This is a genomic window from Saliphagus sp. GCM10025334 (genome assembly GCF_042663485.1).
GTDB lineage: Archaea > Halobacteriota > Halobacteria > Halobacteriales > Natrialbaceae > Natronosalvus.
Genome location: NZ_JBHTAF010000001.1, coordinates 23,691 through 49,726 on the forward strand (window position 1 = coordinate 23,691; position 26,036 = coordinate 49,726).

At 63.4% G+C, this 26,036-nt stretch carries 27 protein-coding genes; 13 read left to right on the forward strand and 14 right to left on the reverse strand.

Annotated features, from left to right (window positions below):
- Positions 1 to 55 precede the first annotated feature (55 nt).
- The gene (gcvT, locus tag ACFQO4_RS00100) at positions 56 to 1,177 is read left to right on the forward strand and encodes a glycine cleavage system aminomethyltransferase GcvT (RefSeq protein ID WP_500258993.1); all 1,122 of its coding nucleotides are present in this window, start codon (positions 56 to 58) and stop codon (positions 1,175 to 1,177) included.
- Entirely contained in the window at positions 1,177 to 1,560 is a 384-nt protein-coding gene (gene gcvH, locus ACFQO4_RS00105) for a glycine cleavage system protein GcvH (RefSeq protein ID WP_500258994.1), read from the forward strand. The genes gcvT and gcvH overlap by 1 nt, the downstream gene beginning before the upstream one ends.
- Before the next feature lie 84 nt (positions 1,561 to 1,644).
- Here gcvH and ACFQO4_RS00110 read toward each other — a convergent pair whose 3' ends face one another.
- Complete coding sequence (locus tag ACFQO4_RS00110) at positions 1,645 to 2,367, reverse strand: helix-turn-helix domain-containing protein (protein WP_500258995.1); 723 nt, start codon at positions 2,365 to 2,367, stop codon at positions 1,645 to 1,647.
- A gap of 88 nt (positions 2,368 to 2,455) precedes the next feature.
- Between ACFQO4_RS00110 and ACFQO4_RS00115 the strand changes: the two genes are divergently transcribed.
- Complete coding sequence (locus tag ACFQO4_RS00115) at positions 2,456 to 3,118, forward strand: metal-dependent hydrolase (RefSeq protein ID WP_500258996.1); 663 nt, start codon at positions 2,456 to 2,458, stop codon at positions 3,116 to 3,118.
- Between the two features lie 57 nt (positions 3,119 to 3,175).
- Here the strand turns inward: ACFQO4_RS00115 and ACFQO4_RS00120 are convergent, their stop codons facing one another.
- Together ACFQO4_RS00120 and dacZ are read right to left on the reverse strand one after the other, a co-directional pair.
- The gene (locus ACFQO4_RS00120; RefSeq protein ID WP_500258997.1) at positions 3,176 to 3,940 is read right to left on the reverse strand and encodes a mechanosensitive ion channel domain-containing protein; all 765 of its coding nucleotides are present in this window, start codon (positions 3,938 to 3,940) and stop codon (positions 3,176 to 3,178) included.
- A gap of 1 nt (position 3,941) precedes the next feature.
- Positions 3,942 to 4,754: a diadenylate cyclase DacZ gene (dacZ, locus tag ACFQO4_RS00125; protein ID WP_254156206.1), complete on the reverse strand. Its 813-nt coding sequence runs from the start codon at positions 4,752 to 4,754 to the stop codon at positions 3,942 to 3,944.
- A gap of 185 nt (positions 4,755 to 4,939) precedes the next feature.
- Here dacZ and ACFQO4_RS00130 point away from each other — a divergent pair, with 185 nt between their 5' ends.
- Positions 4,940 to 5,566: an RAD55 family ATPase gene (locus tag ACFQO4_RS00130; RefSeq protein WP_500258998.1), complete on the forward strand. Its 627-nt coding sequence runs from the start codon at positions 4,940 to 4,942 to the stop codon at positions 5,564 to 5,566.
- Positions 5,567 to 5,673: 107 nt separating this feature from the next.
- Here the strand turns inward: ACFQO4_RS00130 and ACFQO4_RS00135 are convergent, their stop codons facing one another.
- Complete coding sequence (locus tag ACFQO4_RS00135; RefSeq protein ID WP_500258999.1) at positions 5,674 to 6,729, reverse strand: sensor histidine kinase; 1,056 nt, start codon at positions 6,727 to 6,729, stop codon at positions 5,674 to 5,676.
- A gap of 120 nt (positions 6,730 to 6,849) precedes the next feature.
- Positions 6,850 to 7,854, reverse strand: a complete 1,005-nt coding sequence (locus ACFQO4_RS00140) for an FKBP-type peptidyl-prolyl cis-trans isomerase (protein WP_500259000.1) — start codon at positions 7,852 to 7,854, stop codon at positions 6,850 to 6,852.
- A 165-nt stretch (positions 7,855 to 8,019) separates the two neighbouring features.
- Between ACFQO4_RS00140 and cyaB the strand changes: the two genes are divergently transcribed.
- The gene (gene cyaB, locus ACFQO4_RS00145; protein WP_500259001.1) at positions 8,020 to 8,613 is read left to right on the forward strand and encodes a class IV adenylate cyclase; all 594 of its coding nucleotides are present in this window, start codon (positions 8,020 to 8,022) and stop codon (positions 8,611 to 8,613) included.
- 78 nt (positions 8,614 to 8,691) lie between these two features.
- Here the strand turns inward: cyaB and ACFQO4_RS00150 are convergent, their stop codons facing one another.
- Together ACFQO4_RS00150 and ACFQO4_RS00155 are read right to left on the reverse strand one after the other, a co-directional pair.
- The gene (locus tag ACFQO4_RS00150) at positions 8,692 to 9,279 is read right to left on the reverse strand and encodes a DJ-1/PfpI family protein (RefSeq protein ID WP_500259002.1); all 588 of its coding nucleotides are present in this window, start codon (positions 9,277 to 9,279) and stop codon (positions 8,692 to 8,694) included.
- A gap of 118 nt (positions 9,280 to 9,397) precedes the next feature.
- Positions 9,398 to 9,943, reverse strand: a complete 546-nt coding sequence (locus ACFQO4_RS00155) for a GNAT family N-acetyltransferase (RefSeq protein WP_500259003.1) — start codon at positions 9,941 to 9,943, stop codon at positions 9,398 to 9,400.
- A gap of 310 nt (positions 9,944 to 10,253) precedes the next feature.
- On the opposite strand from ACFQO4_RS00155, the gene ACFQO4_RS00160 reads away from it, so the two are divergent.
- Positions 10,254 to 10,817: a hypothetical protein gene (locus tag ACFQO4_RS00160; RefSeq protein ID WP_500259004.1), complete on the forward strand. Its 564-nt coding sequence runs from the start codon at positions 10,254 to 10,256 to the stop codon at positions 10,815 to 10,817.
- On the opposite strand, the gene ACFQO4_RS00165 is transcribed toward ACFQO4_RS00160, so the two are convergent.
- Positions 10,808 to 11,185 (reverse strand): DUF1428 domain-containing protein, encoded by a 378-nt coding sequence (locus ACFQO4_RS00165; protein ID WP_500259005.1) that lies wholly within the window; start codon positions 11,183 to 11,185, stop codon positions 10,808 to 10,810. The two genes, ACFQO4_RS00160 and ACFQO4_RS00165, sit on opposite strands and share 10 nt — an antisense overlap.
- A gap of 319 nt (positions 11,186 to 11,504) precedes the next feature.
- Between ACFQO4_RS00165 and ACFQO4_RS00170 the strand changes: the two genes are divergently transcribed.
- Positions 11,505 to 12,101 (forward strand): arsinothricin resistance N-acetyltransferase ArsN1 family B, encoded by a 597-nt coding sequence (locus ACFQO4_RS00170; protein WP_500259006.1) that lies wholly within the window; start codon positions 11,505 to 11,507, stop codon positions 12,099 to 12,101.
- A 46-nt stretch (positions 12,102 to 12,147) separates the two neighbouring features.
- Here ACFQO4_RS00170 and ACFQO4_RS00175 read toward each other — a convergent pair whose 3' ends face one another.
- Positions 12,148 to 12,366, reverse strand: a complete 219-nt coding sequence (locus tag ACFQO4_RS00175; RefSeq protein ID WP_500259007.1) for a DUF8066 domain-containing protein — start codon at positions 12,364 to 12,366, stop codon at positions 12,148 to 12,150.
- 275 nt (positions 12,367 to 12,641) lie between these two features.
- Here ACFQO4_RS00175 and ACFQO4_RS00180 point away from each other — a divergent pair, with 275 nt between their 5' ends.
- On the forward strand, positions 12,642 to 13,847 hold the full coding sequence (locus ACFQO4_RS00180; RefSeq protein ID WP_500259008.1) for a methionine adenosyltransferase: 1,206 nt from the start codon (positions 12,642 to 12,644) through the stop codon (positions 13,845 to 13,847).
- 144 nt (positions 13,848 to 13,991) lie between these two features.
- Positions 13,992 to 15,299, forward strand: coding sequence for an MFS transporter (locus ACFQO4_RS00185; RefSeq protein ID WP_500259009.1), 1,308 nt, complete (start codon positions 13,992 to 13,994; stop codon positions 15,297 to 15,299).
- On the opposite strand, the gene ACFQO4_RS00190 is transcribed toward ACFQO4_RS00185, so the two are convergent.
- Entirely contained in the window at positions 15,296 to 16,156 is an 861-nt protein-coding gene (locus ACFQO4_RS00190) for a UbiA family prenyltransferase (protein ID WP_500259010.1), read from the reverse strand. The genes ACFQO4_RS00185 and ACFQO4_RS00190 overlap by 4 nt on opposite strands.
- 272 nt (positions 16,157 to 16,428) lie before the next feature.
- On the opposite strand from ACFQO4_RS00190, the gene ACFQO4_RS00195 reads away from it, so the two are divergent.
- Together ACFQO4_RS00195 and ACFQO4_RS00200 are read left to right on the forward strand one after the other, a co-directional pair.
- On the forward strand, positions 16,429 to 17,703 hold the full coding sequence (locus ACFQO4_RS00195) for a S8 family peptidase (protein WP_500259011.1): 1,275 nt from the start codon (positions 16,429 to 16,431) through the stop codon (positions 17,701 to 17,703).
- A 106-nt stretch (positions 17,704 to 17,809) separates the two neighbouring features.
- Positions 17,810 to 18,109 (forward strand): DUF8152 family protein, encoded by a 300-nt coding sequence (locus ACFQO4_RS00200; RefSeq protein ID WP_500259012.1) that lies wholly within the window; start codon positions 17,810 to 17,812, stop codon positions 18,107 to 18,109.
- Between the two features lie 226 nt (positions 18,110 to 18,335).
- On the opposite strand, the gene ACFQO4_RS00205 is transcribed toward ACFQO4_RS00200, so the two are convergent.
- The gene (locus ACFQO4_RS00205) at positions 18,336 to 19,457 is read right to left on the reverse strand and encodes a pyridoxal phosphate-dependent aminotransferase (protein ID WP_500259013.1); all 1,122 of its coding nucleotides are present in this window, start codon (positions 19,455 to 19,457) and stop codon (positions 18,336 to 18,338) included.
- 134 nt (positions 19,458 to 19,591) lie between these two features.
- On the opposite strand from ACFQO4_RS00205, the gene ACFQO4_RS00210 reads away from it, so the two are divergent.
- The gene (locus ACFQO4_RS00210) at positions 19,592 to 20,269 is read left to right on the forward strand and encodes a DUF6517 family protein (protein ID WP_500259014.1); all 678 of its coding nucleotides are present in this window, start codon (positions 19,592 to 19,594) and stop codon (positions 20,267 to 20,269) included.
- Between the two features lie 79 nt (positions 20,270 to 20,348).
- On the opposite strand, the gene ACFQO4_RS00215 is transcribed toward ACFQO4_RS00210, so the two are convergent.
- The 3 genes from ACFQO4_RS00215 to ACFQO4_RS00225 form a co-directional block, all read right to left on the reverse strand.
- Positions 20,349 to 21,212, reverse strand: a complete 864-nt coding sequence (locus ACFQO4_RS00215) for a 2-oxoacid:ferredoxin oxidoreductase subunit beta (protein ID WP_500259015.1) — start codon at positions 21,210 to 21,212, stop codon at positions 20,349 to 20,351.
- On the reverse strand, positions 21,209 to 22,963 hold the full coding sequence (locus ACFQO4_RS00220; protein ID WP_500259016.1) for a 2-oxoacid:acceptor oxidoreductase subunit alpha: 1,755 nt from the start codon (positions 22,961 to 22,963) through the stop codon (positions 21,209 to 21,211). Before ACFQO4_RS00220 ends, ACFQO4_RS00215 begins: the two co-directional genes overlap by 4 nt.
- Before the next feature lie 148 nt (positions 22,964 to 23,111).
- Entirely contained in the window at positions 23,112 to 24,419 is a 1,308-nt protein-coding gene (locus ACFQO4_RS00225; protein ID WP_500259017.1) for a nucleotide exchange factor GrpE, read from the reverse strand.
- A gap of 149 nt (positions 24,420 to 24,568) precedes the next feature.
- Between ACFQO4_RS00225 and ACFQO4_RS00230 the strand changes: the two genes are divergently transcribed.
- Positions 24,569 to 26,014: a DEAD/DEAH box helicase gene (locus ACFQO4_RS00230; RefSeq protein WP_500259018.1), complete on the forward strand. Its 1,446-nt coding sequence runs from the start codon at positions 24,569 to 24,571 to the stop codon at positions 26,012 to 26,014.
- Positions 26,015 to 26,036 lie beyond the last annotated feature (22 nt).

Here is a 26,036-nt window from a genome sequence, read left to right on the forward strand (position 1 = left end):
CTCGAGCACCGGCTGAATGTAAAAACATTACTTACCCGCGGGTGACGTGACGTGTATGTCGCTGCAGATGCCGCCGTTGCGTGGGGTCCACGACGAGCGGGGAGCGAAAGTCACCGAATTCGGCGGCTGGGAGATGCCAGTCGAGTTCGACTCGATCCAGGAAGAACACCGCGCAGTCCGGGAATCCGTCGGCAAGTTCGACGTCTCCCACATGGGCGAGATCGAGGTCAGCGGTCCGGACGCCCGGGCGTTGATGCAACGGCTCACGTCGAACGACGTGACCGCCCTCGACGTCGGTGACTCCCAGTACGCGACGATCACCGACGAGGACGGCGTGATCATCGACGACACGGTGATCTACCGACTCCCGGACGAGGGTGACGACCACGTCTTCCTCTTCATCCCGAACGCCGGCAACGACGAGGCTATGACCGAACGCTGGCGAACCCACCGCGACGAGTGGGGGCTCGAGGCGTCCGTCGAGAACCAGACGCACGAGTACGCGATGTTCGCGATCCAGGGGCCGGACGCCCGCGAACTGGCGCTCGACGTCGTCGCCGACCCCGACCGGGTGAGCGACCTCAGTCGGTTCGAGGCGACGTACACAACGGTTAAGGGTACGGAGTCCGAGTCCGAATCCAAGTGCTGGGTCGCCCGCACCGGCTACACCGGCGAGGACGGTCTCGAGGTCATCGCCCCGTGGGACGACGCGGAATCTGTCTGGTCGGCCTTCGACTGTCAGCCCTGTGGCCTGGGCGCGAGGGATACCCTCCGCCTCGAGGCCGGATTCGTCCTGGCCGGGCAGGACTTCGACCGCGAGACGAACCCGCGCACACCGTACGAGTGTGGCATCGGTTTCACGGTCAAACTCGACACCGAGTTCGTCGGCCGGGACGCACTCGAGCGTGCGAAAGAGGAGGGCGTCGAGGAGAAACTCGTCGGCTTCCGCCTCGTCGACCGCGGGATCGCCCGCCACGGCTACGACATCACGACCACCGACGGCGACGTCATCGGGACGGTCACGAGCGGGACGATGAGCCCGACACTCGAGGCAGCCATCGGCCTGGGCTACGTGCCCGTCGAGTACGCCGATGCTGGGACGAAAATTCGCGTCGATGTCCGCGGCCGGCCCAAAAAGGCAAAGATTGAAACGCCTCCCTTCGTCGATACAGTATAATGAGCTTCGATACCCCAGACGACCGACGGTACCAGGAATCGCACGAGTGGGCGCTCGAGACAGACGACGGCGTCAGAATCGGTATCACCGACTTCGCGCAGGACGAACTCGGCGACGTGGTCTTCGTGGAACTGCCCGACGAGGGCGAGGATATCACGGCGGGAGAGAGCTTCGGCGTCGTCGAGTCGATCAAGGCGGTCTCCGATCTGTACGCGCCGATCAGTGGCACGGTGACGGCCGTCAACGAGGACCTGTTCGACGCCCCCGAACTCGTCAACGAGGACCCCTTCGACGAGGGGTGGATGCTCGCGATCGACCCCGACGACGAGAGCGAACTCGAGGACCTGCTCACTGCCGAGGAGTACGAAGAACAGGTCGCCTGAGCGCTCGACGTTCACCCTTCAGCAGTAGCGTTCAACAGAAACGCTCAGCGTTAAACCCTCAGCAGAAGCATATAGCAGCCTTTCTTACTCGAGCCCAGCCAGCCGCTCCAGTAATTCCTCGAGCGGTAGCGTCGACGTCGACAGCGCGTAACCGTCGATTCGCGCGAGATCGGCGGCGTGCTCCCAGAGGTCGTCGGACTCGAGTCCGTGGAGGACCACGGCGTTGGGAGTCGGGTTGACGACGCGAAGGGCGACCAGCGGCGACTCCCCGCGCGTGACGCCGGTGAACACCAGCGCCCGATTGGTGCTCTGGCCGTAGAGGCGGAAGAACTCCTCGCTCGAGAGGCGAGTGATCGCTTCGATGCTGTTGATGACCGTGTGACCGCTGATCCGGTCGGAGTGACCCGGGGCGATTTCGGTCGCCTCGATCGTCTCGTAGAGGTGGTCGAGCGGATACGTCGTCGCGTACTCGCGCAGGTCGTAGATGACGTCGCTGTCGAAGCCCGCCGAGAGCACGCGGCCGTACTGTCGAATTCGATCGCCGCCGCGGCGTTCGTCGATCTCGAGGAGCCCCTCGACGAGTCGGCGGACGACCCCGATACCGGGGCTCTCGCGACGGCCGCTCTCGTAGTCCGAGATCACCGACGAGGAGACGTCGAGTTCGCTCGCGAGATCGGTCTGGGAGACATCGAAGTCCGTTCGCCACTTTCGAAGCGTCGCGCCTGGGTCGTTGCTCAGCGTGATCTCTCCCGCGATCTTCTCCGCCAGTTCTCGCTTTGGCCCGCGTCCACGTCCACGTCCGCCCATACCCCTGGCTCTCGTGGGCGCGGCAAGTAGCTACCGGCATTTGACCGACGAGGCGAACACTCAAGGTCCGAGGCTCTGAGGTGTGGACATGCCGTCGACCGTCGTACACGTCGGGCTGGCGGGCCTGGTCGGGGTCGCCCTCCTCGCCGATCGTTTCGACACGCGAGCGATCCTGTTCGTCATGGCCGTGACTGCCCTCCTCGACCTCGATACGTTGCTCGGCATCGTCGTTCCTGGAACCCATCGCGCTGCCTTCCACAATCTCTGGATCGTCCTGGTTCCCGCACTCGTCCTGTACTGGGACTGGAGGCGTGACCGATCAGTCGTCCGCTCGCGGTGGGGCGCCTACGGCTACCGAATCGGGTGGGTGACCCTCGTCGCCGTGCTGTTCGCCCACATCCTGCTCGATGCGTTCTACAACGGCGTCAACCTCTTCTGGCCCGTCTACGACCGATTCTTCGACCTCTCGGGCAAACTCCTGGTCACCGACCAGCGCGGGCTCGTTCAGACGTTCGTCGAACTCGAGTCCAGTGAATCTGGAACCACAGTCTCGGAGTCGACAGCTCGCGGCACGACGGCGGATACCCACTACTCGACGGGCTTCGATCCCTCGCGCGGATCGGACCCAGAACCGGCGGACGTCGAGCGAATCTTTCCGATCGCGAGTTCCGGCGAGCTGTTCGTCGTGACGCTCGTCGGGTATCTGACCGTCGGGTATCGAGTGCTCGAGTCGCGTTGGCGGCGCGAGTGATGGCCAGTGCCAGCGTCAGCACCAGCACCAGCGCACGAACCCGCCCTCGAAGAACAGTCAGTCTCGGATCCGGACGAACCCGTCCTCGAAGACTACACGATTCGGGATGACGTGTTCCCTCGAGTCCGACTCGATCTTCGTCACGAAGAGGTCCACCTCCTGGACGATCCCCGCGTGGTCGCCGATCTCGACGCGATCGCCGATCCCGTAGGGCTGGTTGAGCAGCAGGTAAATGCCGACCGCACTCGAGACCAGGAAGTCCTTGAACGCGAACGCGCCGATCAGGACGAGGCCGGTGGTGTAGACGGTCAGGAGGATCAGAAGCGGCAAGACCGCCACGTTGATCTGGGCGAGCGCGATGAGAAAGGCGACGAAGAGGACGGAGTACTTGACGACCCTGGGGATGATCGAGACCTCGGGGAGTTTGACCCCCCGAAGGTACTCGCTGACAGCCAGTTCGGCCTTATCGGCAACGACGAACCCGACGAGGACGACGAGGACCGCGACGAACACCTGCGGAACGAACGTCCAGATGGTCTGCCAGAACGCCTCCGTCGGTAGGAGCTGGGCGATGTGAATCGCCGTTAGCAGGGCGATGCCGTAAATGAACCAGGAACTGAGACGGGCGACGATCTTGACCGTCGAGGTGCCGAGCGACTGGGCGGTTCGCTCGAACGGCGTTCCCTCGACGGCCTCCGGGACCTCGGCTGCCCGCAGGAGTTCTTCGTTCAGTCGACCGACGACGTATCCGACGACGAGGCCGAGAACCAGTACGGCCAGCGCTATCACGACGGGTTCGTCGACGATCGTCTGTATCTCCATGTCAGTACTCCTCCGGGTCGACCTCCAGAATAATCTCTCCGGCCTTGAACGCGCGCACCATCCCGTCGCTCTCGGAGAGGACGATCGCGATCGCGTTCGTATCTCGCGTAATCGCCCCGCCGGCCATGTGCCGGGCGCCCAGCCCCTTCGGGATGTCGACGCCCTCTGCGGAAGGCTCGAGGTAGCGGTACGCCGAGACGAGTTTGCCCGAGTCCGAGATGACGAACGCGCCGTCGAGCCGGGAGAACTCCTTGAGCATGACGTTCACAATCGGATCGCCGACGTGGACGTGGGACTTCTCGAAGGGGTTGTACGAAAGCGGCCGGGACTTGTTCATCACTTTTCCGGCGTCGCCGACGATGAACAGCGCGCCGACGGGTTTGCCCTTCTGGCCCTTCTTCCCGAGTTCGACCGCCAGTTCGAGGACGGCCTTGATGACGTCGGGGTCGGCCCGCGATTTCGCGAAGAGGTTGTAGATACCCGACTGGTTGTCGATGTTCGCCCGGACCCGCGAGACGGTGTCGATGCCGTCGCCGAAGACGCTCGTCGCGCAGGCCAGTTCGTCGCCGTCCTCGATGATGCCCTGTTCCAGACCACCTTCGAGTCCGAACCGGATCCGCTCGGAGACGTCCTGGAACTCGAGGGGCAACTCAACGAACGTCTCGGCGCTGACGGTGTTTTCGGTCCCGACGACGATTACCTCGAGGTCGTCGACGGCCGCCAGGCGGTCGTAGTACGATCCGCTGGGCGCAAAGAGCGCGACCGCGTCGACGTCCGAAAAGAGATCCCCAAATACGTCGCCTAGTTCGACCATTGTCTCTTACAAGCAGTTCGCGGCCGAATAAACGTTTTGGGCCGTCTGACGTACGTCCGCCGATTATTCGAGTTCGACTGGTCAATAATACAATGCCGCACGGTGAGATTTCCCGGAACCGCCCGAGTGAACGGCGATTCGGGCCAAAGAGTTATGCGGGCGCTGCGACAAGAGGTCACAATCGCATGGTTGGTCGGCTGGAAACGGGTATCGACGTGCTTGATCGGAAGTTAGACGGCGGATTGCCCCCGGGTTGTGTCGTTGCCTACACCGCGAGCCCCGCCAGCCAGTCGGAACTGCTCCTGTACGAACTGACGGCCGCTCGCGGCACCCTGTACCTGACGACCGAGCGAACCGACGACACCGTCCGCCACGCCATCGAATCCTCGATGAGTCGAGTCGGCAGTCCCACCGTTCGCCAGGTCACCGAATCCGACCCACTCGAGGAAGCGACCCGCCTCATCAGCGCCCTGCCCGACGGCGCGAACCTCATCATCGACACGATGGACGTCCTCGAGCGCGCCAACGGCGACGCCTACCTCGAGTTTCTCAACGACCTCAAGTCCCACATGCTCGAGACTGGCTCGATCGCCGTCCTTCACTGTCTCAAGCGCCCCAACCCGCCGGACAACCGTCCGACTACCGAACACGTGGCCGACGCGGTCTTCGATCTGCGAACCTCCCTCGACGGAACCGAAATCGAGAACCACCTGGCGATCCCGAAGTTCCGTGGTGGCGGCGCCTCCCCGGAGATCATCAAGCTCCAGCTCTCCGAACGGGTCGAGATCGACACGAGTCGGGACATCGCGTGACGACGGATGCTTTTACGGACGGTTCGGGTCTCGAGAGCGGGCCACTCGAGTCTCGGCAGCGCGCGATTCAACTCTCGAGAACGAGCTACCCGTGTCTCAGCAACGGACTACCCGAGGTCGACCTCGGTGAACTCGAACCGGGCGCCACCATCTCCACTCTCGGCGAGCACCCACTCCCAGTCGTAGATCGCAGCTAGCTGCGTGACGAGCGTCAGGCCGAGCCCGGTCCCGCGTGAACTCGTCGTAAATCCCGGTTCGACGACCTGGCTGTGCGTCTCAGGCGGGATACCGGGGCCGTCGTCCTCGACGAAGAAGCCGTCCTCGAGGTCGCCGACGCGAACGGTCACGCCCTCGTGAGCGTGTTCCAAGCTGTTTTGGAAGAGGTTCGCCAGCAGATAATGCAGGTGCACCGCGTCGCCGCGGATCGATCGGTCGGTGTCGAGGACGAGCGTGGCCGTCGCCGTTTCCTCGGTGGCGTCCCACGCCTGCTCGGCCACGGCCGCGAGGTCGACCCGTTCCTCGTCGACGTGGATGGGCGATTCACCGACGATAACGAGGAGGATGTCGATCATCTCCTCGATACGCTCGTGGGCGAGTGCCACCTGTCTGGCGGCGTCTTCGTCCCGCGGACGGGACTGGTCGTGGTAGCCTTTCGCGATCGTCAATGGGTTCCGCAGTTCGTGGGCGAGCATGCCCGCGAAGCTCTCCAGTCGATTGTTCTGGTAGGCGAGTTCCTGGCTCCGTTGCTCGGCCTCCCGTGCTCGAGTTCGCGCCTGTGCATCGTAGACGCCCATTCCGAACCCGGCGAGGGCGCTCAGTGCAGTGAGGATCAGCACGTTCGGAACGACGCTCGTCAGGTCGCTGACGAGACTCGAGGTGGCGATAATCGTGACCATGACCCCGATCGCGCCGAGACACCAGCCGGCGATCCGGCCGTAGAGCGCCGCGTGAATGGTCGATTGTGGCAATCGATAGCCGCCGTAGAGCAGAACCAGTCCTGGCATAGCCGTCAGGACGACGACCATCAGGAGGGCGCCCCGTGGGAGCTCGTCGCTCCCAGGAAAAACGATGGGGAGGACGGACAACACGACGTACGCGACGCCGAGCGCCATCACGACGCGCTGGCCGTCGGCTACCGAACGTACTGGGAGGACGTGCCGCATTGTCGTCTACAAAAAAGTGGACGACTATCACAGTATCGGCCGACCAGTACGTCCGCTCGAGAAGTCACGAACCACAGGACAGCGACCGCTGCTGGGGTTCGAAGAATCGAAAAACTGGGCTTACTCGTCGTTGGCTTCGACTTCGGCTTCGAGTTCCTCGACGATTTCGTCGGCGTCGACGTCGGCGTCCTCGAGCGCGGCCTCGATGTCGGCCTCGTCGCCAGCGCCGGCACCACCCATGCCGCCCATCATGCCACCCATACCGCCCATCATGCCGCCCATCCCCTCGATGACTTCCTGGACGATGACGCGGTCGACGCCGACCTTGTCCATGACGTCCTGTGCGATCTGTTGCTTCTGGAACATCCACTGCTGGTTCATCGCCATCTGGGGCGTGGACTCGACGTAGAGGGTCTTCTTCTCGACAACTTCGGTTTCGAACTCGGGTTCGGCGTCTTCGTCTTCCTCGTCATCGTCGTCGGACTCGATGGGAACCTCTTCTTCGACCTCGTCGGTTTCGATCCAGAGGTCGGGCTCCGTCTCGAGGTACATCCCGAAGAGACCAGCGGCCTGCTCCTCGCGGTCGTCGACTTCCTCGACGACCTCGTACTCGTACTCGACGTCCTCTCCGGCGAGGGGGTGATTGAAGTCGACGCGGGCGCGCCCGCCGACGATGGTACTGATGTAGCCGTGACGGCCGTCGATGTGGACGTGCGCGCCGGGGTAGCGGTCGTCCTCGTCGATCTTGTCCGCGCTGATCGTCTCGACGGCGTCGTTGTCGTACTCGCCGAAGGCCTCCTCGGCGGGGATGGTAACCTCGCCCTCCTCACCGGCTTCGCTGCCGATGATGGCGTCCTCGACGGCGCCGAAGATGTGGCCCTCTCCGAGGACGATCGTTCGCGGGGCGAACTCTCGATCCTGGGCGTCGACGCCCTCCTCCTCAGCGACCTCGGCGTCGGTCGTGTCGACGAGCTGGTCACCCTCGACGGTGCGAGCGGTGTAGGCGATCTTCACGAAGTCACCGGGCTGGAACCCGCTCTCGGGCTCGCTCTCCTCGGCTTCGGTGTCTTCGGCTTCCGTTTCGACGTCATCGGCCGATGTCTCGGCCTCCTCTTCCTCGGTCATACGTGGTACCATCAGCCGTCCGCATTTAAGACCGACGTTTTCGTTCGGGCGCTCGGTTTCCGCTCGTTACCAGTTCCTTCCCGCTCGAACACCGAGTTCGTGACCGAGAGCGAGAGTCAACCGTGGAACGACACGTTCCTATGGCTCCCGGCCCTCGAGCGACGTATGTACGAAGTCGAACTCAAGGTCGAGGTTCCCGCGACTCTCGAGCCGGTCCGAGCGCGTCTCGAGGCCCTCGGTGCGACGCACGAGGCGACGGTCGTCCAAGCGGATACCTACTACGACGCCCCTCACCGGTCGTTCGCCAAGTCCGACGAGGCGCTTCGCATTCGGCGAGAGACGGAAGACGACTCAGATACCGACGCTGATGCCGACACCGCCGTCGCCATCCACGACGTCGACCACGAGGCTCGAGTGACCTACAAAGGGCCGCTGCTCGAAGACGACTCGAAGACCCGTACCGAACACGAAACGGCCGTTGGCGACGGCGAGACGATGGACGCCGCGCTCACGGAGCTCGGCTTCGAGCCCGTCGCGACGGTCGAGAAACGCCGCGAGCGCTACTCGCTCGAGGGGTACACCGTCACGCTCGACGCAGTCGAGGGGGCCGGCGAGTTCGTCGAGGTGGAGGCCGACGCCGAGACTGAAGCCGAGATCGAGGCGGTTCGTGAGGGAGCGGCAACGATTCTCGAACGTCTCGACCTCGATCCTGCGGCACAGCTTCGAACGTCGTACCTGGAGCTCTTACTCGAGGGATGAGCGGGGTGGAAGAGCGGAGAAAGGATTGCGAAAAGGCGGTTCAGCAGCTGGCGCGGGACGAGTTGTGAAACAGGCGATTCAGTCGGCCGTCGCGGCCTCGGCGTGGCTGATGTCCGTTCCGAGCAGGTCGAGGAACTCCGCAAGCCACTCGGCGTGGTCGGGCCAGGCCTGGCCGGTGACGAGGTTGCCGTCGCGGACGACACCGTCGACCCACGAACAGCCAGCAGCCTCACACTCCGCGCGGACCGCCGGGTACGAGGTCATCTCGTAGCCCTCGAGGACGTCCGCCGCGGCGAGAATCTGCGGGCCGTGACAGAGCGTCGCCACGGGTTTGTCTTCCTCGAAGAAGTGCTGGACGGCGTCGATGACCTCGTCGTAGGTCCGGAGGTACTCCGGCGCGCGGCCGCCGGGGACGCAGAGTGCGTCGTAGTCGGCAGGGTCGATCTCGTCCATCGTCGCGTTCAACTCGAAGTCGTGACCGCGCTCCTCGAGGTACGTCTGATCGCCGCGGAAGTCGTGAATCGCCGTCTTGACCGTCTCGCCCGCGTCTTTGTCCGGACACACGGCGTCGACGTCGTGGCCGACCATCTGCAACGCCTGGAACGGGACCATTATCTCGAGGTCTTCGCCGAAGTCGCCGACGATCATGAGGATGTCTTTGCCCATTGGGAACACCGGAGTCGTGTACGGCCTCGAGTGTTATAAGTTCACAACTCACAGGGGAAACGATTCCGACGTGTCGACCGGGGTGACCGTTCCTGCCAATGTTCACAGACGCCGCCGACTACCGCTCTCGCCACGCCTCGCGAAGGAGGCCGTACTGAATCATATCGCGGTACGCGCCGTCGATGAACCGATCACGACGGATCCGCCCCTCCTCCTCGAAACCCAGCGACTCGAGCAGGCCTCGAGAGGCGTCGTTGAAGTCGAAGACGCCGGCGCCGACGGCGGGGTGATCGTAGACGCGAAAGACGTAGTCGACGACGAGCGAGACGGCCTCGGAGCCGTACCCCTGACCGTGGTACGCTGGCGAGAGCCAGTAGCCCAGTTCCGGTCGTCGGTAGTGGGCGTCGCCGACGTAGACGACGCCGAGTCGCTCCACGTCGTCCTCGTCGGGTTGACCCGGCCGCCCGTCGTCGAGGCAGACGAGAAACTGGTCGCTGTCGTCGTCATCGGTGGAGATTTCTACTTGCTCTTGATTCCGGAGGGGGTTACCGATCGGATACCTGATCTCGGGGTTGGCGAACGCCCGCTGGAGAAACGGAACATCTTCGCGTTCCACCGTGCGAAGCGTGACTCGCTCACTGCTCGTGATGCGTGCACCCGGCATACGTTGACGGATCGATGCCTCGACAATAGGTCTTCTGGGGACCGAATACCTGGACAGTGGAAACGAGCGATCAGCGCCCGTTCGTCGTGATCGGGTTCGGCTGCTCGAGAATGATACTCTCCTTAGAGGTTTTGGGCTCTGTTGAACCCCTCAGAAGTTGATAGAAACTGTGTGCTGAATACACGACGTGTATTTGCATGAAGTTCAACATGTGTTCGGGTTTAGTACGGATGACGAGGGGATAGAGCCCTTAGTACACAATTGAAGTTTCAGCGCCAATGATTTGGCTCTCGATGTCCATCTCTGCCAAATGGGACAAACAGGAATTCCCCTGGCTGAAGTAGCCCGGAATTGGCTCCGTCGTGAAAATAAAAAACTCTATCGAGACTTTGACTTTGAGCGGAAGGAAGCGGAGTGGGAGCTCGTTGGGGAACTACTCTGTCAGTGCCCGTTTCAGGCCGCATTCATTTGGCAACATCATATCACGTGGTATGCAGCGGAGCTGGATAAGACGGAATTTCTACGTCTCAAAGTAATTGACGGACCAGCAGACAGCTCGTGGCGAAAGCTCTCGCCAGATAACACGATACGAGGGGCCGCAAAGCGTATCGTCGAGTCGGAATTACCGGACACGTTCGAAGATATTGACGTAGCCCATATCAAGCGGCTCGCTGACAGCTTCGAAACGACGACGCACGAGGAACGATTAACACTCTTTCAACCCGACCCCGATGAAGCGTCGATTGTCGTGGACGGGAACCACTATTCGACGGCGAAGGCGATTCATCAGATCCGAAGTGGCGCGTACGACCCACAACCAGTCTATCTCGGGGTTCGTCAAGACTGCACGATACACGACGATGGTTACTCGTAGCTGACGAGTGAACGGAAACCACCGTACGCCATGCGCTCCGGATCGAAGGGCATCTCCTCTCCGTAGTTGTCGGAGTCCATTGTAGGATCTTCCATCACCTTCGCGTTCACTTCGTCGCGGTGATCCCGCGACTCGAAGACGATAAATGAAAACACGACCGTCTCGTCGTCCCCTGTGTCTGCGAGTTGTGGGAAGGTTACCATCGGCATGCCGTCCATGTCGGGCTCCATGTCGTCTCCGACCCCTTCGAAATACTCGAGAGCGCCGTGTTCGATCCAGAGCTTTCCGGCCTCGCTGGCCATTTCACGGTATGCATCGAGCTGTTCGTTCAGGATCGGGATGACGAATCCATCGACGTATCGTTCCATAGCTTTCGTAAGGAGGACATGAGAGGAGTTGAACTTTTTTGCACCAATCTAGAGCTATCTCAAAAACGAATCTTGCTCTGCTCCATACATTCTCTCTATTCAGCATAGCTCCGCTAAACTATCACTAATTGAGGATTTCGACGGCGCCAGGTTTTACTGAACCTCGCTGGCAGAGGTGCTCCACGAAAGGATACGGTCATTACTGCTGTACAACTCACGCAAATACTGGGTGGGGAAATGATGGTGGTCGTAAGAGATACTCGTGTATGCATCACCTCGCCGGACGGTACTTTTGGTGCATGGTTCCGTATTCCCGCAAATGGAACCGACAATTCGGCTGGCAACGGAGGGGGATGCAGATGCTATTACAGCGATTTATACCCCGATCGTCGAAAAGACGCACATTTCGTTTGAAACTCATCCCCCGACCGTCGAAGAGATGGCTCAACGCATCCGAAATACTGTGGAACGATTGCCGTGGCTGGTGTGTGAGTACGACGGCCAAATAACGGGCTACGCGTACGCGAGCACGCACAACGAGCGCCCAGCGTACCAGTGGGCAGTCGACGTCTCCGTGTACGTGAACGAGGCCTGGCAACGGAAGGGAATTGCGAGCGCGCTCTACGAATCGCTCTTCGCGCTCCTGGACCTGCAGGGATTGCGCAATGCGTACGCTGTAATCGCACTACCGAACCCTCGGAGCGTCGCGTTTCACGAATCGCGTGGATTCGAAAAAGTCGGTGTGTACCGCAACGTTGGATACAAGAACGGAACGTGGCGTGATGTGGGACACTGGGAATTACCGGTTCAGTCCCTTGGGGCACCCCCATCGCCACCGACTCCTCTCGAGGAACTCCGGAACACCGACGGATACACCAGTGCGCTCCTGACAGGTGAATCGTCGCTTCGATCGTGATTTCTCCGTTTTAGCACACCTGCGACTCGAGCGAACTGCTCCTCGATCACTGTTCGTAGGCGATCCGTTCGACAGCACGCACCAGCCGATAGAAGAGGTAGACCACGAACACGGATAGTCCGAGGGAGAGCAACGCGAAGAGCCCCCATACCCAGAGGAGGATTTTCGCAGTGATCACCGCGTAGGCGAAACTAACCAATACAATCGCTCCGAGGACGATGCCGTATCGGGTAGGAATACGTCGCCGATTGTAGATGGAGGACATGGAACTACGTCAACACTAACTGGTAAATCGGTTTCGGTCAACGAGTCGCGCTCACCACCGTTTTTACTTCCTGTGTCGGTCGAACTGGGCATCAAAAGGATCAGACAGCACCGACGTCGACAGGTCTTGCACCAGTACACCGTGGGACGTGAGCGCTCGAGTATTCGACAGTCGAACGATGGACAGACCCGGCCATCGGTGTATAACCCCGCCGCATATTTCTGCCCGTCAACGTTTTCGCAAGTTATAGAACCACCCCAGCGCAACCTCGAGTAATGAGCGAACGGAACATCAGGGTCGAACGGATCGACCGCAGCGCAGTCGAGGACCAGGAGGTCGAAATCGTCGAGCGAAAGGGGATCGGTCACCCCGATTCGATCTGTGACGGAATCGCCGAGAGCGTCGGCAGCGCACTCGCCCGCGAGTACCTCGACAGGGTCGGGAAGGTGCTTCACTTCAACACGGACGAGACCCAGCTGGTCGCCGGGGAAGCCGCCCCCGCCTTCGGCGGCGGCGAGGTCGTCGACCCGATCTACATTTTGATCGTCGGTCGCGCGACCAAACACTACGATGGACAGACCATCCCCACCGAGCGCATCGCGCTGACGGCCGCCCGCGAGTACCTCGAGGCCGAGATCCCTAAACTCACCTTCGGCGAGGACGTCGTCGTCGACGTGAAGCTGGGCGAGGGGAGCGGTGACCTGCAGGACGTCTTCGGGGAGGACGAAGTGCAGGTGCCGATGGCCAACGACACGAGTTTCGGCGTCGGTCACGCGCCGCTGTCGGAGACCGAACAGATCGTCTACAACGCCGAGCAGCGCCTCAACCGCGAGTTCGCCGCCGAGAACCCCTACCTCGGCTCGGACGTGAAGATTATGGGCAAGCGCGAGGGCGACAGCATCGACGTGACCGTCGCCGCGGCGATGATCGACGAGCACGTGCCCGACATGGACGCCTACGTCGACGCCGTGGCGTCGGTACGTGAGTACGTCGCCGACGTCGCGAGCGAGTACACCGACCGCGACGTCTCGGTCTACGTCAACACCGCCGACGCCGTCGAGGCTGGATCGATCTACCTGACTGTCACCGGCACCTCCGCCGAACAGGGTGACGACGGCTCCGTCGGCCGCGGCAATCGCGCAAACGGCCTCATTACCCCAAATCGGTCGATGTCGATGGAGGCCACGAGCGGGAAGAACCCGGTCAACCACATCGGCAAGATCTACAATCTCCTCTCGACGGACATCGCGGAGAACGTCGTGAGCGAAGTCGACGGCATCCGTGACCTCCGGGTGCGCCTCCTGAGCCAAATCGGGCGACCGATCGACGAACCTCACGTCGCCGACGTTCACGTCGTCACCGAAGACAACGTCGACCTCGAGACCGTCCGCCCCGAAATCGAGGCTATCGTGGATGACGGCCTCGCGAACGTCACGGACATCACCCAGCGCGTCATCGACGGCGAGTTGGATACGTTCTGACGGCGTCTGAAAGCGCCTGAACGCATCCGGAAGCGCTACTTTTCATCAGCGTCGTCGAACTCGCGTTCGCCCCTCGAATGCCGCCTTCGCAAGAACCAAACGGGCGTCGACCGTGTCTCGAAACGAAACACCGAGTGTCTCGCCGTGCCGGACTCGATCTCTGCCGAACCCAGCCCCCGCCGTGTCGTGTTCGCCGTCGTCGCGAGTACCTTCTTCGTCGGCTTCGGCGGCGGGGTCGTCTTCCCGATTTTGCCGAACCTCGGCGAGGTGCTCGGCATCTCGGCGGTCATGGTGGGTCTCATTCTCTCGGCGAACCGCTGGACGCGACTGGTGGCGAACGCGCCTGCGGGTGTGCTCATCGACCGGATCGGCACCCGCACACCGTTCGTCGTCGGACTGGCGATCGAGGGAGTAGCCACCTTTGGGTACGTGCTCGCAATGTACGCTTCGAGGCCCGACACCCCCCTCGGTTCCGCGGTGGGCGTCGTCTCCTCGAGTCCGGAAGCGTGGTTCGTGCTCGCCAGGGTTCTCTGGGGACTCGGAAGCGCGCTCGTGTTCGCCACGGCGTACACCATCACCGCGGACGTGAGCGAGGCCGATTCTCGGGGAACGAGCATGGGCATCGTCCGGGCGGGGATCACGTTCGGGTTTCCGGCGGGGCTGGTACTCGGCGGGGTCGCGAGCGAGGTGTACGGCAACTCGACGGCGTTCGTCCTCGCGGCGGCCTTCGCCGGGTTGGCGAGCATTATTGCCTACGCCGTGGTTCCGGAGACTCACGTCGAGGAACACGATTCGTCGGTGAGTCCACTCGACCTCGAGGTGACGGTGCCGGCGCTGACGGTCGGGTTCGTGAACTTCGGGCTCTACTTCGCCTACGTGGGCATCCTGTTCTCGACGCTGGTGCTCTACCTCGGCGCTGAGTCGCTGACCATTTCGACGACGCTCCTGGGTTTCGATGTCAACTTCGGGGAGCAGGGAACCTCGGGGATGCTCATGGCGATTACCGTGCTCATAGGTGCCATCTTCACCATCTCTGGTGGCGTCGCGAGCGACACTGTCGGCGCGCGAGTACCCGTGCTCGTGTCTTTCCTGCTGTTGAACGCGGTCGGCTTCCTGGTGTTGACCCTCGCAGGCTCGTTCGTCGCCGTGGTCGTCGGCTGTGCCCTCATCGGTGCCGGCCAGGGTGGCGTCGGCGGTCCGCTCACGGCTCTCCTGGCGGACCTCACCCCTGAAGACCGTATGGGGCGAGCGATGGGAACGAACAACGTCCTCGGCGACGTCGGTGGTGGACTCGGTCCCCTGGTGTCCCTCCCGCTGGCGAGGACCGTCGGTTTCGAGGTGATGTACGCCGCCAGCGCGGGAATCGCCCTCCTCGCAGGGCTCCTCCTCGTCGTCGGCATCTACGCCCACACGGGGAGCGTCAGCCCGTCTGTCGAGGAGTCGGTCATCTAGAAGAGGGCCTCGAGCGGTTCGAACCAGGCCGCGGCGACGAGCACGGCGAGAAAGACGTACGATCCCCGGATGAGGAGCATCGTCGCCAGTTCCGGTTCCGCCCGCCGGGCGACGACGGCGACTGCACCGAACGCGAGCACTGCGAGCACGCTCGAGGGAGGGAACACGCGAGCGATAGCCAGGCCGGTGACGACGAACAGGCCCGCGATCATCAGTCCGTAGGCGACGGCGTAGGCCCGGTCCGGGCCGACGACGACGGCGACGGTTCGCTTGCGGATCGAGCGGTCGTAGTCGTAGTCCTGCGTGTCGTCGATCACCTTGATTCCCGACAGCAAGACGAGGAAGACGACCGCAAAGCCGAACGCGAGGAGGGTGATCGCTGTCGCCTGTGTGTAGTACCCACCGAGAACGCTCAGGGCGATTCCCAGCGGATAGCCGGTCGTCGCCGTGAGGGGATTCGTGTCGAGTTGTGGGGCGTGGTGGTAGGCGACGAGCCACGTCGGAACGGTGAGCGCGACGGCGACCCAGTCGACGGAGTGGTACAAGAAGAGACAGCACGCGGCGAACAGACTCGACGAGGCCAGGAGACCGACGCGACAGCCAGCGACGGTGAGCGGGTGGTCGTCGTCCTCGCCCCGAACGTGGAAGTCGACGTAGCCGTCCTTGAGGTGGGCGGTGTAAACCGCCGCGAACATCGCGAGGACGTGAACGCCCGCGACACCGGGGTCGATCCCTCGCGCGAGAATCGCACCGAATAGCGACGCGGCGAGTGGCGGCAGCATGAACACCGGATGCACCTGTGACCAGTATGCTCGAGCGGCCGCCTCGAGTCCGGACCCGCGTCTGGCGAGTGCCATAGTTCCCCAGACGTTCGCACGAAACATAATACCGGAGGGACGTTTCGACTCGCGAGAATACTACCGCGGAACGCGTCCGTAGCGACGTCGATGCAATCCAGTGTAGCCATCCTCTCCGCCGAAAAACGGATCGATCAATCTCGAGGTGACCCGGGGCGGCGACCACGCCGATGTATAGCTACCGGTCGCGTTCATCTCACGTGCAAGCACATAACATATATACTGGTAGTCGCCTGTGTTATACTATCCCTCCCACGGGACATTCACACACAATGACGACACGACGATCACTCTTGCAGGGACTGGGTGCACTGGGCGCAACGATGACGTTTACCGGACTCGCGACCGCGAGCGACGGACAGGCGCGCTACCTCGCCAGAACAACGGGCGACGCAGCCGATGCCGTCTCGGCCGCCGGATTCGACGTTCGGTCTACGCTCGCGAACGGCCGCGTGCTCCTCGTGACCGGTCCGGCAGACGCGACCGACGACCTCGAGTCCGTCAGCGGCGTCTCGCTCGCGGTGCCCGACCTCGCGTTCGAACTTGAGACGCCCGCCGTCGTGGAGATGTCGGGAACCGAGGACAGCACGGCGGTCGATCAGGTCTACGACCAGCTCCTCTGGGACAAACAGGTACAGGAGGTCAGGGAAGCTCACGAACACGCGACCGGCGCGGGTCGGACCGTCGCGATCATCGACACCGGCGTCGACGACACGCATCCCGACCTCACTGTCGATACCGACGCAAGCATTTCGATCATCGAGGGTCAGGTCGGCGACCACACGGGCGACGTCGGGTATCACGGCACGCACGTGGCCGGGACGACGGCTGCAAACGGCAGCGTCGGTATGCTCGGTACGGCGCCCGATGCGACCATCGTCTCGATTCGCGTCTTCGGCGCCGAGGGTGGAGCCACCTTCGGCGACATTCTTACCGGCATGGAGTACGCCGCGGAAATCGGGGCCGACGCCGCGAACATGAGCATCGGTACGGATCCGATCCCGCCAGCGGCGAACGCCGACCAGTATCGGCGAGTCATGGAACCGATCGCCCAGTCGGTCACGAGCGCCGGAACCTTACTCGTCGGCTCCGCGGGTAACTCCGATGCGAACCTCCAGCAGACCGGCCTCTTCACGCTCCCCAACAGCCTCTCCGGGGTGCTCTCGGTGAGCGCAACTGCCCCGAACGACGAGCGGGCGTTCTACTCGAACTACGGGGCGAACGAGATCGCCGTCGGCGCGCCTGGCGGCGGGTACGAGACTCTCGAGAAGACCCTCAGCGAGGACTCCGACGAGGTTGAGTGGCCGTACCCCACCAACCTCGTGTACTCGACCGTTCCCGGAGGCTACGGCTGGGCCGCCGGCACCTCGATGGCCGCCCCGCAGGTCACCGGCCTCGCCGGACTCGTGCGCGAACTCACACCCGACAGCAACACTCGGCGAGTCTGGGACGCAATCGCTCAGGGCGCCGAGGGAACGGACGGACGAAGCGACCCCGAGTTCGGGGCCGGTCGGACGAACGCGCTTAAAACGGTCGAACGTCTCTAGGCATCTAGAGCCGATCCGCCTCGATCACTTTTCTTCGCGTTCGAGCCAGCAACCAGGGAACCGACGGTCCAGAACAACCACGTTGCTGGCGTTCGTACGTGAAGCGATGGCTGACCCGGACTCCCTCGAGGCTCGCCTCCATCGCCTCCACGACCACCTCGAGGCCACGGCCGAACTCCCGATCGACCACCGCACGAACCGTTGGCTCGGCGAAGCCGAAGCTGTGGCCCGCGACGCCACGGAGAACGACCTGGACGAGGCGACGACTCGAAAGCGAGTTCGACAGGTCGCACACTTGCTCGCGGAAGCGGACTCGCCCGAACACGAGCGGGCGAAGATACATCTCGAATCCGCTCGTGAGCTGTGTACGGCGATTCTGGGTGACTCGAGTGATGCTTCAAGGTGAACAGTATCACCGACTGAATCGTACTGGCCCAATTACTTCAAAAAATGCATCAATTCGCTACTGATTCTATAGTTACGCATTGACGCTGGGCAGGTCATCTATCAGCCGAAGGGATCTGCCTGCCCTCCCGATCTATTTCGCTTATTTCACCTACCCCACCTATTGTGGCTATTCTACCTATTGTTCCCCGCCAGCTACCGGGCTAGTTCCGCTGTACGTACCGAGCTTACCGGACCGCTTGAGTTGCTTCCTGAATAATCTCGAGGGCCTCCTCGAGTTCGTCCATGCTGGTCGCGTAGGAGAGTCGAGCGTAGCCCGCACCGTTTTCCCCGAAGGCTTCGCCGGGGACGACGACGACGTCGCGGGAGAGTACCTCGTCGCACCAGCCCTCGGGAACCTTCGGCATCACGTAGAACGCGCCCTTGGGCGTCGGGACCTCGAGTCCGGCCGCCTCGAGGCCTTCGACGACGACGTCGCGGCGCTCTTCGAAGGCGGCGACCATCTCGTCGACGGGATCCTGGGGACCCGTGAGGGCGGCCTCGGCGGCGTACTGGGCGGGGGCAGAGGCACAGGCCTGGCAGTACTGGTGGACCCGGAGCATTCGCTCGATGCGGCGGTTCGAACCGACGACCCAGCCCAGCCGCCAGCCGGTCATCGAGTAGGTCTTCGAGCACGCGCTGACGACGACGACGTTGTCGGTGCTCGCGAACTCCATTGGCGAGCGGTGCTCGCCGTCGAAGACGATATGCTCGTACACCTCGTCGGAGATGCAGAGCACGTCGTGTTCGTCGGCAATTCGGGCGAACTCTCGCATGTCGGTTTCGCTCTGGACGGCCCCCGTGGGGTTGCCGGGACTGTTGACGACGAAGGCGGCCGTGTCGACGGTGATCGCGTCCTCGACGTCGCCGGGGTCGAGGGTCAGGTCCTCGCGCAGGTCGACCGGCTTCGGCGTTCCGCTCGCGAGTCGGGTCAGGGCGTCGTACGCGACGAAACCCGGGTCCGGGAAGATGACCTCCTGGCCGGGGTCGACGTGGGCCTCGAGCGCCAGGTGGAGCGCCTCGCTGCCGCCCGCGGTGACGATGGCGTCGCCCGGGTCGACATCGAGCCCGTAGTCCCGGTCGTACTTCGCGGAGATTGCCTCGCGCAACTCGAGGGTGCCCTTGTTGGAGGTGTAGGCGTCGGCCTTCCCGGCCTCGATGGCGTCGACGGCCGCCTGGCGAGCGTGCTCGGGGGTCGGGAAGTCCGGCTGTCCGATGCCGAGGTTGATCGCGTCCTCGCCCGCGGCCTCGAACACTTCGCGGATTCCACTGATCGACACCGCTTCCACTCGGCTGGAAAATGCCGTCATACCAGAACGCGCGTGGCCCACCCCGATAACTGTTGATACGTTCGCTCGACACTCCCTCGAGCCGACCCGGATAATTGTCGTCCGCTCGACTGGTAGCCAGAACGCATATACTTCCGCTGTGACTCTTACCGGTAATGATCAACCGGAGATCGGTCCTGGCTGGCGCCGGTACCGGGGTGCTCGCGGCGACCGCCGGCTGTCTCGACTTTCTGCTGGGAAATGAACCACTCGAGTACACCGCCGAACCGGTGCTCCCTGCCGAGGCGACTCTCGAGTCGACGGGCTACGCCGAGTACCAGTCGGGCTGGCAACGCGTGACCGAGGAGGCCGCCGGTCGAGAAATCGCCGCCTCGGCCTGGTCGGTCGCGTACACGAACGAGGTGACCATCCAGGGAAAGAGTCGGGATGCCGCCGTCTTCGCCGCCATCTCCATGCCGAAGATGTCGGTCGGGGGAAAGACGATGAACCCGCTCGCCGACATGGATACCGACGAACTGCTCGAGGAACTCGGCGGCGAACTCGAGGGCGAGTTCGACGGCCTGGCAGAACCGCAACCGACCGGCGAATCGTTTGCCCTCGGTATTCTGGGCGCGAACCGGACCGTCGACGAGTTCGCCTCCGAGGCTCAGTTCGACGACGAACGCCTCGAGATCACCCTCTGGGTGACGAAGTTCACACACGACGACGATCTGATCGTGCTGATCGGCGGTTTCCCGACGCAACTGCCCGACGAAGGCGTCTACATCGAGGATCTGATGCGGTCGGTCGAACACCCGGCGTCTCGAGACGTGCCCGCACCGACTCTCGAGTAGTGACGGCGGGCCGAAACGCGGTACGAAACGAAAATTGAGCCGTGGCGGTACTCTGTACTGGGTACTCAGTACCCGATACTCAGTAGAACTCGCGAACGAGGTCCGTAGCGTTCTCGGGCGCGCCGTCGGGAATCTCGGCCATGTTCTCGGTGACCCCGTGTCGCTCGTGGTAGGGGATCGAGTTCTCGTTCTGGTACATGACGCCCTGGTACTCCTTGTCAGTGTCGAGGATGACTCCCTTCGCTGCTTCGTAATCGTGACGGTCGTGGTCCTCCTCCTTCAGGTCGACGAGCGAGTCACGGAAGTAGTCGTAGGTGTCGACGTCGTTGAACGTCACGCAGGGGCTGAACACGTTGACGAAGCCGAAGCCGTCGTGTTCGATGGCCTCCTCGATAATCTCGGCGTGGCGAATCGCGTCCGAGGCGAAGGACTGGGCGATGAACGTCGCTCCCGAGGCGAGCGCGAGCGCGAGGGGATTGACTGGCGGCTGCTGGGACCCTTCGGGCGTCGTCGACGTCTCGAAGTCCGAGCGCGAGGTCGGCGAGGCCTGTCCCTTCGTCAGCCCGTAGATGCGGTTGTCCATGACGACGTAGGTCATGTCGACGTTACGCCGGGTGGCGTGGACGAAGTGACCGGCACCGATCGAGTAGCCGTCGCCGTCGCCGCCGGCGGCCATGACCTCGATGTCGGGGCGGGCCATCTTGACGCCCGTCGCGACGGGCAGGGCCCGGCCGTGGACGCCGTGGATGGCGTAGCTGTGCATGTAGGTCCCGATTTTCCCCGAACAGCCGATGCCGGCCACGAGGAACGTGTTGTCGGGATCGTTGCCCGTGTTCGCGAGGGCCTTCATCATGCCGTTCATCGTCCCGAAGTCGCCACAGCCGGGACACCAGGTCGGTTGCTTGTCGGATTTGAAGTCGGTGAATCGTACCTCAGAGCTCATTGTGCTGGCACCTCCTCTTTCAGTTTCGCGGTAATTTCCTCGGCGAGTTCGTCGGCCTTGAACCGCACGCCAGTGTACTTGTTGATCCGCTTGACCCGCTGGAGCGTGTCGTGCTCGAGCACGTCGGCGAACTGGCCGGTCGCGTTACACTCGACGACGATGACGTCGTCGGCGGCCTCGAACTCCTCGGAGAGGTCTGGTCGCGGGAAGATGTACGGCACCGAGATGACCCGGACCGGGACGTCGTCGTCCTCGAGCAGGGCGACCGCCTCTCGAAGGGCCCCCTCGTTGGAGCCCCAGGAGACGACGAGGTCGTCGGCGTCTTCGTCGCCGAACTCGCGGTAATCCCACTCTTCTTCGGTCTTCGCGGTCTCGACCTTGCGGTTGCGCTTGTCGACCTGCTCGACGCGGACCTCGGTGTCCTCGGTTCGCCGCCCGAGTTCGTCGTGCTCGAGACCCGTGCTCATGTGTGCGCCGTCGGTCATGCCGGGAATCGCGCGCGGGCTGATACCGTCCTCGGTGGCGGCGTGGGCGCGGAAGTGGCCCTGGTCGTCGAGCCACTCGGCGACCTGGTCGTCCTCGAGCAAGTTTCCGCGATCGATTTCGACGGCGTCCATGTCGAACGTCTCGGGGGAGAACGTCTGTTCGGTGACTGCCAACGCGAGGTCGGCGACGACGTAGACGGGCGTCTGGTATTTCTCGGCGTAGTTGAACGCTTCGACGGTCTTCCAGAAGCACTCGTCGATGGTCGTCGGCGCGACGACGAAGCGCGGAATCTCGCCGTGGCCGCCGTAGAGGGTCATGTTGAGGTCGCCCTGTTCCTGCTTGGTCGGCATCCCTGTCGAGGGGCCCGAGCGCATCACGTCCACGATGACCAGCGGCGTCTCGCTGGTCGCCACGAGGCCGAACGTCTCGGCCATCAGGTCGATGCCGGGGCCGGAGGTCGCGGTCATCGACCGGGCGCCGCCGCGGGCCGCGCCGAGGGCCATGTTGATCGCCGAGAGTTCGTCCTCGGCCTGGACGACGTGGCCGCCGTACTGTTCGATTCGCCCGATCAGGTACTCCATCACGTTCGTCGCGGGCGTGATCGGGTAGCCGGCGTAGAAGCGACACCCGGCAGCGAGTGCGCCCATTCCGATGGCCTCGTCCCCGTTGAGCAGGACGTAATCCTCGTCGGTCGTCTCGAGGGCGTAGCCCAGGTCCAGGTCGTAGTTCTCCTGGACGTAGTCTCGCCCCTTGCGGGCTGCGTCTTTGTTGTTGTCGACGATCTTCGACCCTTTCCCGCCGAAGCGCTTCTCGAGCGCCTCGTCGAGGTAAGCGACGTCGAAGCCCGTGAGTTCGCAGGCGGCCCCGAGGGCGACGACGTTGAGCATGATCGCGCCGCCGGCCTCCTCGGCCAGCGATTTGAGCGGTACGTCGACGGCGGTGATTTCGTCCGGAATCTCGGCGTCCCAGGAGCGTTCGCCGTCGTAGATGACGGCGCTTCCTTCGTGGAGTTCGTCGAGGTTCTCGTCGATGGTTCGCTGGGTGAGCGCGACGAGAATGTCGAGCCGATCGACGACACTCTGGACGCGGTCCGTGGAGGTGCGTATCTTGTAGGCGGTGTAGCCGCCCCGGATTCGCGATGCGAAATCCTTCGACGTAAAGACGTGTCGTCCGGCCCTGGAGAGTGCCTGGGCGAAGATCTTCCCGGTGGAGTCGATGCCGTCCCCGGCCTCGCCTCCGATAGCCCAGTTCAAGTCCTCGGTCATGTCGTAGCGAACGTTGCCTCTAGCCCGTCAAAAGACTTCTGAAACCCCACCCGAAACCGCGCTCGAACGGAGTTATTACACCGATCGTAGTGAATGTTTTATCAGCCGATCGCGGTCTCGAGTCAGTGTGGTCGAGCAACCAGAAGGGCTATTCCTCGGCGTCCTCGAGGTCGTCCTCGGAGGCGACTTCGCCGCCGAGTTCGATCGCGTCGTCGGTTTCGTCGGACGTCTCGTCCGATGATTCGCCGGCTTCGCCTTCATCGTCCTCGTCGACTGTATCGCTCTCGTCGACTTCGCCGTCTTCGGCCTCCTCGACGTCGTCGTCTTCGTCCGTCGATGCGTCGGTTTCCCCGGATTCGTCGTCGGGTGCTGGCTCTTCGATGTCGCCGTCTTCGTCGGCGTCGGCCTCGCTGCCGTCACCGCCTTCGTCGTCAGGTTCACCGTCGTCGTCCGCTTCTGCACCCGCGTCGTCGGCGTTCTCGTCCTCGTCCTCTCCCTCGAGCTCGCCGTTGCTCACCGTCACCTGGGCGTTCTGGATCACTTTCTCGCCCATCTCGTAGCCAGGCGTGAACACCTCGGCGATCGTCCCCTCCGGCTGGTCACTGTCGATTTGCACCATGACCTCGTGACGCTGGGGGTCGACTTCGGTTCCTGGATCGGGATCGATCTCCTCGACGTTCTCCTCGGCCAAGACGCGGTCGAACTCGCGAAGCGTCATCTCGACGCCCTCCCGCAGCGTCTCGACGTCGCCGCTCTCCTCCGAAAGCGCTCGCTTGAGATTGTCGCGGACGCCGACGAGCCGCCCGACGAGGTCCTCGGTCGCGCGCTCTTTGAGCTGTTCCTGGCGCTTCTTCGCTCGCTTCTTGTAGTTCTGGAAGTCCGCCTGGGTCCGCTTGACGTGGCCCTTGAGGTCCTCAATCTGTTGCTCGTGCTCCTCGATCGTTGCCTCGCGGTCGGCGAGTTCCTCCTCGCGCTCCTCGAGTTGGTCCTGGAGTTCGCCGATGGTTTCGGCCTGGGCCTCGACGCGCTCGCTCAGGTCCTCGAGTTCCTCGCGCTGGTCGGTGACGGTCCCGTTCAGCTCGCGGGCCATCTCGACGATGGAGGTGACGTCGCGGGCGATTTCGGCGTCGTAGCCCCGCAGCGTCTCGAGCAGGTCGCGGATCTCGTCGCTAGTCTGTGGAACTGCGTCCCCGTTTTCGGGAGTCGTCTCCGCCGATTCTGCGGGTTCCGCAGCCTCTGTGAGTTCTCCAGTATCCCGCGCCGAATCCGACACCCCCTCGTTCTCGTCCTCCCCGGCAGGCGAGTCCTCGACGTTCTCGTCACGGTCCTCCGGACGCTCGTTGTCAGCGTCGGCGTCCGAACCATCACCATCGGTTTCGGTATCGGTCCCCGGTTCGGCGTCGCCTTCCGCAGGCACGCCCTGGGCTGTGGGGGTTGCGCCCTCGTCTTCGCTCATGTCCCAGACAAGGCACAGCGGTAATAAAAGGGTTGAGGTATGCGTTCTCGTTTCCACTCTCTGGACTGGAGGTCGAGGACTCGAGTCACCGAAGCCGTCGTGAACGAACACGGGAATTATGTACTCGTCGTCCCGACTGTCGGTAGTCGATGCCACTTGCTGGCTCCCCGTCGTCGATCCGTCTCCGGTACGAGGACGGGACGATCCGGATCGAGGCGCCCGAGGCTGGAGCCGAGGCGCTCCTCGAGGACGTCTCACTGGCCACGGTCGAACTCGAGTTCGACCATCGTTCGGACACTCTGCGAACCGAAGCCGTTCACTACGCTCGACTTCGGGCGGCGCTCGCCCGACGCGGCGAGTCGGTCGAGGACGCGGTCCTCGCGGCGACTACCAGTATGCCTGAGGGCCTCGCCTCCGAGTACGAACTTCGATCCTACCAGCGGACGGGCCTCGAGCGCTGGCTCGAGACGGACCGCTGGGAGGGCCTGTCGTTCGCCGACGGTGGCCCGTCCCACCCGGCGCCCGCGGGCGTCCTCGAGTTGCCGACTGGCAGCGGGAAGACCGTCATCGCCATCGAGGCCATCGAACGACTCGCGGTCCCGACGCTGGTCGTCGTTCCGACGATCGACCTGCTCGAGCAATGGGCGACGGAACTCGAGGCGGAGTTCGACGTCCCCATCGGCCGATTCGGTGGCGGCGAGCAGCGACTCGAGGCGCTGACCGTCTCGACGTACGACTCCGCGTACCTGAAAGCTGACGCAGTCGGCGACCGGTTCGGGTTCGTCGTCTTCGACGAGGTCCACCACCTTGGCGGCGAGGGCTACCGCCAGATCGCCCGGCTGCTGGCCGCACCGGCCAGGCTGGGACTCACCGCGACGTTCGAGCGGCCCGACGACGCCCACGAGGTGATCGAAGAGCTCGTCGGTCCCGTCGTCCACCGACTCTCGCCCGACGACCTCGCGGGCCAACATCTGGCGCCCTACGACGTCAAGCGCCGGGAGATCGAGCTCTCGGAGCGCGAGCGCGAGGCCTACGAGCGCCACCAGGGAACCTTCACCGACTACCTCGCGCGCTCGAACATCCGAATGCAGTCGGGTTCGGACTACCAGGAACTCGTCAAGCGCTCGGGAAGCGACCCGGCCGCGCGAGAGGCGCTCCTGGCCCGCCAGCGCGCCCGCGAGATCATGCTCGGCGCCGAGGGGAAGATCGAGGCGCTCGCGGAGGTGCTCGAGACCCACCGCGGCGAGCGGACGATCGTCTTCACGGCCTACAACGACCTCGCCTACGAGGTCGGCGAGCGATTTTTGATCCCGGTGATCACCCATCAGACGGGAACCGCCGAGCGACGGGAGGTCCTCGAGCGGTTTCGCGACGGGACCTACTCCCGCGTCGTGACCTCGAACGTCCTGGACGAGGGGGTCGACGTGCCCGACGCCTCGGTCGCAGTCGTGCTCTCGGGGAGCGGAAGCGAGCGGGAGTTCACCCAGCGCCTGGGTCGAATCCTGCGCCCGAAGGGCGACGGCGGGCGGGCGATCCTCTACGAACTCGTGGCCGCCGAGACGAGCGAGGAATCGATCGCCGATCGCCGTCGGTAACGGTGAACTCGAGTCGGTGGTC

Coding starts and splice junctions, on each gene's coding strand:
- ACFQO4_RS00140 (WP_500259000.1), bottom strand. CDS start 7,854: ATGACCGAGGAAGAGGAGGCCGAGACATCGGCCGATGACGTCGAAACG.
- ACFQO4_RS00205 (WP_500259013.1), bottom strand. CDS start 19,457: ATGACGGCATTTTCCAGCCGAGTGGAAGCGGTGTCGATCAGTGGAATC.
- ACFQO4_RS00195 (WP_500259011.1), top strand. CDS start 16,429: ATGACGACACGACGATCACTCTTGCAGGGACTGGGTGCACTGGGCGCA.
- ACFQO4_RS00115 (WP_500258996.1), top strand. CDS start 2,456: ATGCCGTCGACCGTCGTACACGTCGGGCTGGCGGGCCTGGTCGGGGTC.
- ACFQO4_RS00150 (WP_500259002.1), bottom strand. CDS start 9,279: ATGGGCAAAGACATCCTCATGATCGTCGGCGACTTCGGCGAAGACCTC.
- ACFQO4_RS00200 (WP_500259012.1), top strand. CDS start 17,810: ATGGCTGACCCGGACTCCCTCGAGGCTCGCCTCCATCGCCTCCACGAC.
- gcvT (WP_500258993.1), top strand. CDS start 56: ATGTCGCTGCAGATGCCGCCGTTGCGTGGGGTCCACGACGAGCGGGGA.
- ACFQO4_RS00180 (WP_500259008.1), top strand. CDS start 12,642: ATGAGCGAACGGAACATCAGGGTCGAACGGATCGACCGCAGCGCAGTC.
- ACFQO4_RS00165 (WP_500259005.1), bottom strand. CDS start 11,185: ATGGAACGATACGTCGATGGATTCGTCATCCCGATCCTGAACGAACAG.
- ACFQO4_RS00130 (WP_500258998.1), top strand. CDS start 4,940: ATGGTTGGTCGGCTGGAAACGGGTATCGACGTGCTTGATCGGAAGTTA.
- ACFQO4_RS00210 (WP_500259014.1), top strand. CDS start 19,592: ATGATCAACCGGAGATCGGTCCTGGCTGGCGCCGGTACCGGGGTGCTC.
- ACFQO4_RS00230 (WP_500259018.1), top strand. CDS start 24,569: ATGCCACTTGCTGGCTCCCCGTCGTCGATCCGTCTCCGGTACGAGGAC.
- ACFQO4_RS00190 (WP_500259010.1), bottom strand. CDS start 16,156: ATGGCACTCGCCAGACGCGGGTCCGGACTCGAGGCGGCCGCTCGAGCA.
- ACFQO4_RS00110 (WP_500258995.1), bottom strand. CDS start 2,367: ATGGGCGGACGTGGACGTGGACGCGGGCCAAAGCGAGAACTGGCGGAG.
- ACFQO4_RS00220 (WP_500259016.1), bottom strand. CDS start 22,963: ATGACCGAGGACTTGAACTGGGCTATCGGAGGCGAGGCCGGGGACGGC.
- ACFQO4_RS00120 (WP_500258997.1), bottom strand. CDS start 3,940: ATGGAGATACAGACGATCGTCGACGAACCCGTCGTGATAGCGCTGGCC.
- ACFQO4_RS00135 (WP_500258999.1), bottom strand. CDS start 6,729: ATGCGGCACGTCCTCCCAGTACGTTCGGTAGCCGACGGCCAGCGCGTC.
- ACFQO4_RS00170 (WP_500259006.1), top strand. CDS start 11,505: ATGGAACCGACAATTCGGCTGGCAACGGAGGGGGATGCAGATGCTATT.
- ACFQO4_RS00215 (WP_500259015.1), bottom strand. CDS start 21,212: ATGAGCTCTGAGGTACGATTCACCGACTTCAAATCCGACAAGCAACCG.
- ACFQO4_RS00160 (WP_500259004.1), top strand. CDS start 10,254: ATGGGACAAACAGGAATTCCCCTGGCTGAAGTAGCCCGGAATTGGCTC.
- ACFQO4_RS00225 (WP_500259017.1), bottom strand. CDS start 24,419: ATGAGCGAAGACGAGGGCGCAACCCCCACAGCCCAGGGCGTGCCTGCG.
- cyaB (WP_500259001.1), top strand. CDS start 8,020: ATGTACGAAGTCGAACTCAAGGTCGAGGTTCCCGCGACTCTCGAGCCG.
- ACFQO4_RS00155 (WP_500259003.1), bottom strand. CDS start 9,943: ATGCCGGGTGCACGCATCACGAGCAGTGAGCGAGTCACGCTTCGCACG.
- dacZ (WP_254156206.1), bottom strand. CDS start 4,754: ATGGTCGAACTAGGCGACGTATTTGGGGATCTCTTTTCGGACGTCGAC.
- gcvH (WP_500258994.1), top strand. CDS start 1,177: ATGAGCTTCGATACCCCAGACGACCGACGGTACCAGGAATCGCACGAG.
- ACFQO4_RS00175 (WP_500259007.1), bottom strand. CDS start 12,366: ATGTCCTCCATCTACAATCGGCGACGTATTCCTACCCGATACGGCATC.